Here is a 10,824-nt window from a genome sequence, read left to right on the forward strand (position 1 = left end):
TAGATTATTTAACCAGTTTCTTCATCTCATGCCGCAATTCCCGCATTTCCTGATGCAGGCTTTGCAAACTCACTTCCGTTTTATCCTCTTCCAGGTTAAAAGACAGTTTACTATTCACCTGCCATATTTCCCGGATCTCGTTGCGATCGACGCGTATCGGCGCATAGTCGGGGTTAAGGGATATCAGGTTCACAAAAGTTGAATCCTTCTCCTTGCGAATCTTTTTGACCAGAACGCTATCGATCGTCACAATGACATACAGGTACTTGTCATTCAGCGTATCCCAATCGTCCACAGCACGAGCCCAAATCCATTCGCCGGATTGCAATGCAGGCGTCATACTGTCACCATCTACCTGAAAGCCCCGGAATGTCGCATTACGGTATTCGGGCAGCGGGATAGTGAAGGCAGGCAGCGCTTCAAACCATTGCGCGTCCCCGATATTATTGGGATAACCGGCCGCCGCTTTTGCGCTCACAAGCACGATATTATCCTTTCCGGCCTGATCGACCGTCACCACTTTCGGGTTCACGAACATTTTATCCGCATGAAGGTACTTCTGCGGACTGTCGCCAAACAGCCAAAGCGGGTTGATATGGTATTTTCTGAGCAACTCTTTCACCACCTGCCCTGGTATACGCGTACGCCCGCGCTCGATGTCGGCAGTGGTCGCACTAATCCCTAACTCCTCGGCAAATGCCGACTGAGTAAGGTTGAGCTCCTCTCTGATCTGCTTGAAACGCCTGAATTCTTCATCAATGGCCATAAGTATGTGCAATGATTACTGGTTGACAATGTCTTGACTCCTCAAACATACAAATATTTTGGAATATTTCCTTTCAACAAATGGATATGATCCATATATTTGGAATAAATCCATATTTTTGTAAAAACTCCAAATAACAGTGGACCGTGCGATATTACATTTTGACCTGGATACCTTTTTCGTATCCGTAGAGCGCAAGCAGGATAATCGGCTTGAAAACAAACCAATCCTCGTCGGCGGTACCGGTGACCGCGGCGTGGTGGCGGCTTGCAGCTATGAAACAAGGCAGTTTGGTGTGCATTCGGGCATGCCTATGAAAATGGCACGCATGCTTTGCCCCGAGGCAACGGTCATTCGGGGGAACGGCGAAGCATATTCCAAACAGTCGAAGGAAGTGAGCGAGATCATCAGCCAGAATGTCCCGGTGTTCGAGAAGGCGAGTATCGACGAGTTTTATGCGGATCTGTCAGGAATGGAGAAATATTTCGATTGTTATGGAATGGCTACTGATCTGCGGAAACGCATTATTAAGGAAACCGGGCTACCGATTTCCCTTGGATTGGCCACCAACAAACTGGTATCGAAAGTGGCCACCGGGGAAGCAAAGCCTAATAATCAGCTCAAAGTGGATGCCGGTACGGAGAAAGTGTTCCTGGCACCGATGGAAGTCCAGAAAATCCCGATGGTAGGCGAAAAAATGATCCAGACGCTTCAAAACCTCGGAATACGGTACGTAAAAACGATCCAGGAAATGCCGATGGAGATCATGGGGCAGGTTTTAGGCAAAAACGGCATTGCGCTCTGGAACCGCGCCAACGGGCTTGACAACTCCCCTATCGTCCCATTCCACGAACGCAAATCGATTTCGAGCGAAAGAACTTTCGGGAAGGATACGGGTGATGTCAGGAAAATGCGTGAAATGGTGCGGGCCATGGCGGAAACGCTCGCTTTTCAGTTGAGGACCGGCGAAAAGCTCACATCCTGTGTTTCGGTCAAAATCCGTTATTCAGATTTCAATACATTCTCAAAACAACTGAAAATTGCTTATACATCGGCCGATCACGTCCTGATCCCCCATATCGAACGGCTATTCGACCAGCTTTATAACCGGCGGATGATGGTGCGATTGGTAGGCGTCAGTTTCAGCGACCTGGTGACGGGAAATTATCAGATCAACCTTTTCGACGACACGGAAGAACGGCTGAACCTTTATCAGGCAATGGATTACATTAAAACCAAATACGCTTACAACAAAGAGGGCGACCAGATCCTGACCTGGGCCAGCACAATGGGAATCTCGGACATAGGCGCCATGGGAAACCCCTTCAACGGCGAGCCGCCCATTATTCCGGCGCATAGGAATGCGTAGCGACGTTCCGTTTTTCAAATACTCATGTTACTCAACTGTCACTCTTTTTTCAGCCTTCGCTTCGGGATGATTCCTGAGGATGAGCTCCTTGCGCTTTGCAGGGAGAATGGACACGACTGTGTCGCGCTGACGGATATTAACAATACCTCGGGGTGCCTGAATTTTATCCGTATGGCGCCGAGGTTCGATATCAAACCCATTGTGGGGATCGATTTCCGTAATGGTGTGACGCAGCAGTTTGTGGCATTGGCGAAGGACAACAGCGGGTTTCAGACATTGAATGCCTACCTGTCCGCACAGAAACTGGCGGACGTTCCATTCCCTGACCGCGCGCCGGAAATGGAGGGCGTCGCATTTATCTATCCTTTTGAAAAAATGAATAAACAGCGTCGTGAGCAGTTTCGGTCCGACGAATACATCGGTATTTCGATACAGGAGCTGGACAAACTGCATTACTCGACGTTGCATCGGTTCATGGACAGGCTCGTCATTCAGCAGCCGGTAACTTTCCGGAACAAGAAGGATTTTAATGCGCACCGTCTGTTACGCGCCATCGACGGGAATACGCTGTTAAGCAAACTCGCCGTGTCCGAAACAGGCAAGGAAAACGAGCAGATCGTACAGGCCAAGGTTTTAGAATACCATTTTAAACAAAAGGATTTCCGGACGATCCTCGAAAACACCCGCAAGCTGATGGACGAATGCAACATCCATTTCAGTTTCGGCAACGAGCGCGAACACCAAAACCTGAAAGTTTTCAGTAAAAACGAGGAAGAAGATTTCAAACGGTTGAGATCGATGAGCTATCAGGCACTGGGCTACCGGTATGGCGACAATATCACCGACGAAATTTTCGACCGCATCGCCAAGGAGTTGGAAATGATCCGGCAGCAGAATTTCGTACCGTTTTTCCTGGTTAATCAGGACATTGTCAACTACGCCCGCCGGAAAGGCTATTTCTATGTCGGCCGGGGCAGTGGCGCCAATAGCATTATTGCCTATTTACTCAATATTACCAATGTTGATCCCATCGAGCTGGATTTATATTTCGAGCGGTTCATCAACCTGCACCGCAAAAACCCGCCCGATTTCGACATCGACTTCTCCTGGCGCGATCGCGAAGATGTGACACGCTATATTTTTGATACTTATGGAAAAAATGGCCAGGCTGCATTGCTGGCGACGTACAGCACGTTCCAGCACAGCTCGGCGGTACGCGAGCTGGGAAAGGTATTCGGGTTGCCAGCCTATGAAATCGACGCATTGAGCAACGGCAAATACGACCCGAAAAAGCTCGATCAGCTTTCGGGCCTCGTAATCCGGTATGCCGATTACCTGCAAACCAACAACCAACCGAACCATTTGAGCATTCATGCGGGCGGCATCCTCATTTCGGAGCGGCCCATGCATTACTTTACGGCCACCGACGTCCCGCCGAAAGGCTTTCCCACGACACAATTCGACATGGTGATTGCCGAAGATGTGGGATTGAACAAATACGATATCCTCGGACAGCGTGGGCTTGCGAAGATCAAGGAAACACTTGAAATCATCCGATATAACCGCCCGGAGGCGGCGGATTTTGACATTAACGACGTCCGTAAATTCAAAACCGACCCGAAAATCAATGACCTGATCAGGCAGGCTCAATGCATCGGATGTTTCTACGTAGAATCTCCCGCAATGCGGATGCTCCTGAAAAAACTGGAAGTCGACAACTACCTCGGGCTTGTGGCGGCCAGCTCCATTATCCGGCCGGGTGTAGCCAAAAGCGGTATGATGCGCGAATACATCCTGCGTCACCGCCATCCCGAAAAGCGCAATGAAGCACACCCGCGCCTGCTGGAACTGATGGAGGAAACGTATGGCATTATGGTGTATCAGGAAGATGTGATCAAGGTCGCGCATTACTTTGCCGGACTGACATTGGGTGAGGCCGACGTGATCCGGCGTGGCATGAGCGGCAAGTTTCGCGGGCGAGAAGAGTTTGAGCGGGTTAAAAAGAAGTATTTCAAAAACTGCCGGAGCAAGGGTTATGAGGAGGAAATGACGATGGAAATCTGGAACCAGATCGCCAGTTTCGCCGGATTTGCCTTCGCCAAGGGGCATTCGGCGTCCTATGCCGTTGAAAGTTACCAGACGTTGTTCCTGAAAGCCTACTTTCCGCTGGAATTTATGGTTGCCGTCCTCAACAACGGCGGTGGCTTCTACGCGCCCGAGCTATACATACACGAGGCACGCATGCTGGGCGCACTCGTACATGCACCGTGCGTAAACCATAGCGAAGCGCAAGCGACCATCGAAGGGCATGAGATTTACCTCGGCATGCAATTCCTCAATGCATTGGAAGAAAAAACGATCGGCAGGATACTAAGTGCGCGCAGACAGGACGGGCCGTTCACATCCCTGAACGACTTCCTCGACCGCGTCCCGATCTCTATCGAACAACTGACGATCCTGATCCGCATCGATGCGTTCCGGTTTACCGGCATCGGCAAAAAAACGCTGCTTTGGAAAGCACATTTCCGGCTGAGTACCACGCCTGTGAAAGTGCCGCAAAAGCAATTGTTCCATACCGAAATCAAGGATTTCAACCTGCCGGAGTTTCATTCGTCCATTCTCGACGATGCCTATGACCAGATCGAATTGCTGGGCTTTCCACTTTGCAGCCCGTTCAACCTGCTGAAAAATCCATTGCCCAAAAGCGTCATGGCACGCGATCTGCACAACTATGTGAATCAGGAAGTGGTGCAGTATGGTTATCTGGTGGCTCTCAAAAACACCCGAACGGCGCGGGGCGAGTCAATGCAGTTTGGAACTTTCCTGGATTATGAGGGGCACTTTATCGACACCGTCCATTTCCCGACTGCGGCTGCGAAAGTGAATGGGTCTGTCAAAGGCGTTTACAAAATGCGCGGCGTGGTGACGGAAGAGTTTGGTTTTCTCACTGTGGAAGTGGCGGAAATTACGCGGATGGAGTCGGCCGCACGCTAGCTCCGCACACGGTCACGCGTCACATCTGAAACCACCTGTATAAAAAGCCATATGAGCAGTCCATTGCGGATGTTGAGGATGACGACCATCAGCAATTGTTTTGAAATCAGGTTATAATAATGGCCTGGGAATATCAAAACAGTCAGCATGAGTGCGGCTGTAAAGATCAGCGATGCCCTGAACCTGCAAAAAGGGATCAACGGCAACAGCCAGATCAGGTATTGCGGGGACAAAACTTTGTTGAGAAGGATGAATAAAAGAATCTGCGCAGCGGCGGCGGCATTCAATTGCCGAAATGTGATATTCCCGGACCTCGAAATCCTGTAAAATGACCGGCCCAGGAAAACGGCCATCGCTAAAAAACAGACCGGCGTAGAGATGTTAATCATTTGCAAAACAAGGCCCGACAAGGACGTTTCGAGGTGCATTGCGCCGAAATTTTGTGCGACTTCGAGCTCTAACAGTCCTGTTTGCTCCAAAAGCAATAAAATCCCTCCGGACAGGCTCTCGATTTGAATGCCGCGCAAAAGATGGTAATGCATGAAATCCGAAGCGGCCTCCATTCTGGCGAAGGCAATGCAACCCAGGGTTATCACCAATGTGCAGCAGGCGCCCAACGCCACCCAAAACAATTTCCTAAAATCCCGGCTGAAAAGATAATACAGTCCGAAAACCGGTACCAGCACAATGCTGTACAGTTTCGCGACAATGGAGGCCATCAGTGACATCCCGGAAACAAACGGTTTACCTGAAACGTACGCTATGGCAAACGTCGTAAGCATGGCCGGGAAAGGGTCGAAGCGGAAGAGAAAAATCGGAAGAAAGAGCAGCATCCCGATCAGAAAACGGGGAAGTGCCTTACCCGAGGCATCCGATTGGGCGATCGTCCACGCCATGCCCGCTCCCAACGCCAGGTTTTGCAATACAAACCAACATACATAACTTTCGAACGACCCGCCCGCCAACTGGCTCAGCAGGCCAGGAAGGAGGATCGGTATCAGTGCAAAAATGGGGTATTCGACGCGGAAATCGCGAAACGGTATTTGCCCGTCCCATATTTTCGCGGCGATGCGATGGTAAAGCGCAAGGTCCTGGGTGTGGGCATGGAAACGGAAAAACAGGTAATAACTTTCGAGCGCCAGGTAAACCAGAACCACCGACAGCACCAGAACATGGCGCGGACTTTTAGTAAGATATTTTCTCAGCGCAGCATTGTCAGGGACAAGCTGCATGCCGGGAATCTTAAATTCAGACATAGATCGGGACGTTTTACGGGGGTTACATCCTGCTTATTGTGGGTATGCCAAATTGATGATGCAGCCAGAATACTCCTCCGGTTACATTTTCGTTGTTAGTCTGTTTTTGAAGAAATCATATAAAACTAGCAACTTCTGCCTGTTTTCCAAACAACTTAACGCTAACTACCATGATAATACGTCATGTTCTCGCATTGCTCACGGGCGCATTCATCTGCTCGTGTTCGGGTAAATCCGGTTCGGAAAATGATACGGCAAACGATACCGTTTCTACCGGACAGCATACCGAAGTAACTGCAACAAACCAGTGCTTTGCGCATCACGCCCGGAAGGATTCGGCATTTCTGCACCTCGAAATCGCCGGTAACAGCGTGTCCGGAAAGCTTTCTTATGCCCTTTTTGAGAAAGACCGGAACAGCGGAACGATCGCGGGTACGATAACAGGTGACACAATTTTCGCGCGCTATACATTCGCATCCGAAGGCACGAAATCTATTCGCGAAGTAGCCTTTCTAAAAAAGGAAACGGGCTGGGTCGAGGGATTTGGCGAAGTAACGGATTCTGCCGGGGTGATGATTTTCACGGACAGGTCAAAGCTGGATTTTGAAAAAGGCCTGCATTTCGAACCCGTTGAATGTCCCGCGGCACCGTAAATTTTTCAGGGGTTGTTGTCATACCGTTGTCAATAGGCCGTCATTAATTGCCGTCATTATCAACCTGAAACCAACAGAGCAATGGAAAAAATGGATCTTGCGAAGCATTTCAAAAGCTACTACACCGCAAAAGGGAAACCCGAATTATTGCATATCGAAAAAGCGCGCTATTTATCCATTCAAGGTAAGGGCGACCCTTCGGGAGAAGATTTCGCGCAGAAAATCCAGGCGATTTACCCGGTAGCGTATACCTTGAAATTCGCATTCAAGGCGCAGGGAAAAGACTTTGCGGTGGCCAAACTGGAAGGCTTGTGGTGGTACGATGAGGAGCGATACGCCGGGATTTCGATTGCCGATTCACCCACGGCCATTCCCCGCAGCGAATGGGAATACCGGCTGCTGATCCGCATTCCCGATTATGTGGAGGAAAAAGATGTACAGACCTCCGTAGAAACTTGTTTTGCTTCCAAAGGCCAGGCGACGATCAGAGAGGTTTCCTATTTTGAAATGGAAGAAGGGAAGGTGGTACAAATGCTCCATACCGGGCCGTTTGATAAAGAACCCGAAACGCTGGCTAAGCTGAACGATTTTATTTCAACCAACAACCTTGGCCGCAACGGACTGCATCATGAGATTTATTTGTCCGATTTCCGCAAGACATCGCCGGACAAATTAAAAACCATTCTGCGCGAACCGGTTAAATAGATTATTTCAATATCTTTCGCCCCTCCTGAATTTCATCAAAATTAAAATTAGAAAAATGAAAAAGGCGTTCATAGCATTTTGCTTGGCCGGATGGGGTGTGGTGGCTGTCGGCACGGTTTCGGCGCAGAGCCTGAGCACTCAAAAAATCCCTCTCGATCCCAGTGTAAAGACCGGAAAACTGAAAAACGGAATTACCTACTACATTAAAAAGAATGCAGAACCCAAGAACCGGGCAGAGCTGCGGCTGGCTGTAAAAGCGGGCTCGGTGCTGGAAACCGACGCACAACAGGGGCTGGCGCACTTCATGGAGCATATGAATTTCAATGGTACCACGCATTTCCCCAAAAATGAGCTGGTCAATTTCTTGCAAAAAACGGGGGTACGCTTCGGCGCCGATTTGAATGCCTACACCGGTTTTGACGAAACCGTGTACATGCTCCCCATCCCGACCGACTCCGCCGGATTGCTCGAAAAGGGCATTCAGGTGCTGGAAGACTGGGCCAATGGCGCTTTGCTCGATCCTGCCGAAATCGAAAAAGAGCGTGGTGTGGTACTGGAAGAGTCGCGTATGGGACGCGGTGCACAACAGCGTATGCGCGACAAGTTCCTGAAAGTAATCCTCAACAACTCGCGTTATGCCGAACGGTTGCCTATCGGGAAGGACAGCATTCTGAAAAGCTTCAAACCCGAAACAATCAAGGCATTTTACCAGGACTGGTACCGCCCCGATCTGATGGCCGTGATTGCGGTGGGTGATTTCGATGTTGCCAAAGTGGAAGCTCTGATTGCTCAAAAATTCGGTTCCATTAAACCACCGGTAAATCCTAAAAAACGCACCCGTTACGATATTCCGCTCGACGGCTCTACCAGAGTGGCGATCGTAACCGATCCCGAATACCCGCAGAACCTCGTTCAGTTGATTTACAAACAGCCTAATGTCAAGGAGAAATCGTTGCAGGATGTACGGAACAACTTTGCGCAGGAATTGTACAATGCAATGATGGGCCAGCGGATGCAGGAACTCACCCAAAAGGCCAACCCGCCGTTCCTTTATGGTGCGAGCCAGTACGGCGATTTCCTCGGGAACCTGGATTCTTACACGTCCATCGCACTCGCCAAGGACGCCGCTTCGATGAAAACCGCCTTGACGACGCTCCTCGAAGAAAATGCACGCGTCCAGAAGTTCGGTTTCACGCAACCCGAGCTCGATCGTGCGAAAAAAGACTTCTACAATGCCGTGGAAGAAGATTACAAGGAGCGCGACAAAACGAAATCAGCCAACCACGTGCAGGAATACCTCGACCATTTTCTCCATGAAAATGCATACATGGGTGCCGAGGCCTATTTCGAGTTCGTCAAAAAGCACCTCGACGGTGTGACGCTGGCGGAGATCAATGGTCTTGCCAAAAAATACATTACCGACAAGAACCGGGCGGTAGTAATTATGGGGCCTGAAAAAAGCAAGGACGCGCTTCCTTCCGAAGCAGAAATCCGCGCATTGCTGAATGAGGCCGGCAAAGACGTGACCGCTTATGTGGACGACGTAGTGGATGCACCGTTACTCAAAGCGGAACCCGTTGCCGGCAAAATTACGGGTGAAAAAACGCTTGAAAAACTGGGCGTTACAGAGCTTACGCTTTCGAATGGTGTGAAGGTATTGTTGAAACCAACCGATTTCAAAAATGACGAAATCCTGATCAAGGCCACTGCGAAAGGTGGGTATTCGCTTTTCCCGGGCGAGCGTGAGACTGGCATTTTCACAAGCTATCTTGTGCAATCGGGCGGTGTGGGGCCCTATAACCAGACGCAACTGCAAAAATTCCTCGCAGGCAAGACCGCCAGCGCGGGCCCGTACCTGAGCGAACTCACGGAGGGCATCGGTGGTAACACCAATCCGAAAGACCTCGAAACCACATTTCAGCTGATCTACGCCTATTTCACCGAGCCGCGGAAGGACGCCGATGTGGTAACGGGCATATTGGCCAATCAGAAGGCCTACCTGGAAAATATGCAAAAGACTTTGACGCCTGAAAAAGTCTATTCCGACTCACTGAATGCCGTACTGACAGACCACAATCCGAAACGGCAGCCGCTGAAACCCGAAAGTATCGACAAAGTAAGCCTCGACCGGGCATTTGAAATTTACAAAAACCGCTTCGCCGACGCCTCGGATTTTGTATTTACAATCGTGGGGGCATTCAAGCCGGAGACACTCAAACCGCTGATCGAGAAATACCTGGGTAGCCTGCCGTCGAGCGATCGCGAAGACACCTTCAATCACCCGAACATTTATCCGCCGAAAGGGCGTATCGAGAAAGTGATTTACAAAGGTTTGGAGCCTAAGAGCCGGGTAACGCTTGTGTCGAGTGGGGAATATGACTATAACCCGGAGAATAATGTGCAGATCGAGGCATTGCAGGAGATTTTGCAGATCAAACTGATCGAATCGCTGCGTGAGGAAGAAAGTGGCGTGTACGGTGTGAGCGTTTCCGAAGGTACCGACAAGTTCCCAACCGGCCACTACCGGTTCTCCATCGGCTTTGGCTGCGCACCCGAGAATGTCGACAAGTTGGTAAAAAGAGCGCAGGAAGAGATCAACAAGATCAAAACCAATGGCGCAGATCAGAAAGATATCGAGAAATTCGTAGCCGAAACGCAGCGCAAAACGGAAACCGCATTGAAAACCAACGGATTCTGGCTCGACTACCTGGACGATAACACATTCCTCGGCGACGACTTGAATGAAATCTTCGAACAAGATCGGTTGCTTAAAACGATAACCGTCGCAAGTACCAAGGCTGCCGCACAGAAATACTTCAATGATGACAATTTCATCAAAGTGGTGCTCATGCCGGAGAAGAAGTGATCCTACCTCCCAGCTTCGGCTAAAGCCGGTTGTCTGGTATGATGTCTGGCCCAGGGCTGAAGCCCTGGGTTAGGCTATATCCCATCTGAGGCCACACATGTTTGACGCTTCCTGGCCACGGTCTGCCATAGCTACCCCAACTCAACCAACCCAAGGCTTAAGCCTTGGGAGCACGCACGCGATCAACCCTCCCACAGACACCCGCCTGGCCTCGG

7 protein-coding genes are annotated in these 10,824 nt (G+C 50.2%); 5 read left to right on the top strand and 2 right to left on the bottom strand.

The genetic code is table 11. From position 1 onward, the window contains the following. Positions 1–4: 4 nt before the first annotated feature. Positions 5–778 carry a LexA family transcriptional regulator gene (locus tag BMW93_RS02765; RefSeq protein ID WP_229240152.1) on the bottom strand — a complete coding sequence of 258 codons (774 nt, stop codon included), beginning with the start codon at positions 776–778 and terminating at the stop codon, positions 5–7. A gap of 127 nt (positions 779–905) precedes the next feature. On the opposite strand from BMW93_RS02765, the gene dinB reads away from it, so the two are divergent. Continuing rightward, the gene (gene dinB, locus BMW93_RS02770; RefSeq protein WP_090373644.1) at positions 906–2,135 is read left to right on the top strand and encodes a DNA polymerase IV; all 1,230 of its coding nucleotides are present in this window, start codon (positions 906–908) and stop codon (positions 2,133–2,135) included. 24 nt (positions 2,136–2,159) lie between these two features. Beyond that, a complete protein-coding gene (locus BMW93_RS02775) occupies positions 2,160–5,129 on the top strand; it encodes a DNA polymerase III subunit alpha (protein ID WP_090373645.1) in 2,970 nt (989 codons plus the stop codon). Here BMW93_RS02775 and BMW93_RS02780 read toward each other — a convergent pair. Further along, positions 5,126–6,385, bottom strand: a complete 1,260-nt coding sequence (locus tag BMW93_RS02780; protein ID WP_090373646.1) for a hypothetical protein — start codon at positions 6,383–6,385, stop codon at positions 5,126–5,128. The two genes, BMW93_RS02775 and BMW93_RS02780, sit on opposite strands and share 4 nt — an antisense overlap. A gap of 170 nt (positions 6,386–6,555) precedes the next feature. Between BMW93_RS02780 and BMW93_RS02785 the strand changes: the two genes are divergently transcribed. The 3 genes from BMW93_RS02785 to BMW93_RS02795 all read left to right on the top strand — a co-directional run bounded on the left by BMW93_RS02785 (position 6,556) and on the right by BMW93_RS02795 (position 10,609). Then, on the top strand, positions 6,556–7,038 hold the full coding sequence (locus BMW93_RS02785; RefSeq protein ID WP_090373647.1) for a hypothetical protein: 483 nt from the start codon (positions 6,556–6,558) through the stop codon (positions 7,036–7,038). An 81-nt stretch (positions 7,039–7,119) separates the two neighbouring features. Beyond that, positions 7,120–7,743 carry a GyrI-like domain-containing protein gene (locus tag BMW93_RS02790; RefSeq protein WP_090373648.1) on the top strand — a complete coding sequence of 208 codons (624 nt, stop codon included), beginning with the start codon at positions 7,120–7,122 and terminating at the stop codon, positions 7,741–7,743. A 55-nt stretch (positions 7,744–7,798) separates the two neighbouring features. Next, positions 7,799–10,609 (top strand): pitrilysin family protein, encoded by a 2,811-nt coding sequence (locus tag BMW93_RS02795; RefSeq protein WP_090373649.1) that lies wholly within the window; start codon positions 7,799–7,801, stop codon positions 10,607–10,609. The last annotated feature ends 215 nt before the right edge of the window (positions 10,610–10,824 follow it).

Origin of the sequence: Dyadobacter sp. SG02, from assembly GCF_900109045.1 — a bacterium.
Classification (GTDB): Bacteria; Bacteroidota; Bacteroidia; order Cytophagales; family Spirosomataceae; genus Dyadobacter.

What these genes read in the sequence shown, in the direction of transcription:
- BMW93_RS02790 (WP_090373648.1), top strand. Translation starts at nt 7,120, where the DNA reads ATGGAAAAAATGGATCTTGCGAAGCATTTCAAAAGCTACTACACCGCA.
- BMW93_RS02795 (WP_090373649.1), top strand. Translation starts at nt 7,799, where the DNA reads ATGAAAAAGGCGTTCATAGCATTTTGCTTGGCCGGATGGGGTGTGGTG.
- BMW93_RS02775 (WP_090373645.1), top strand. Translation starts at nt 2,160, where the DNA reads ATGTTACTCAACTGTCACTCTTTTTTCAGCCTTCGCTTCGGGATGATT.
- BMW93_RS02780 (WP_090373646.1), bottom strand. Translation starts at nt 6,385, where the DNA reads ATGTCTGAATTTAAGATTCCCGGCATGCAGCTTGTCCCTGACAATGCT.
- BMW93_RS02785 (WP_090373647.1), top strand. Translation starts at nt 6,556, where the DNA reads ATGATAATACGTCATGTTCTCGCATTGCTCACGGGCGCATTCATCTGC.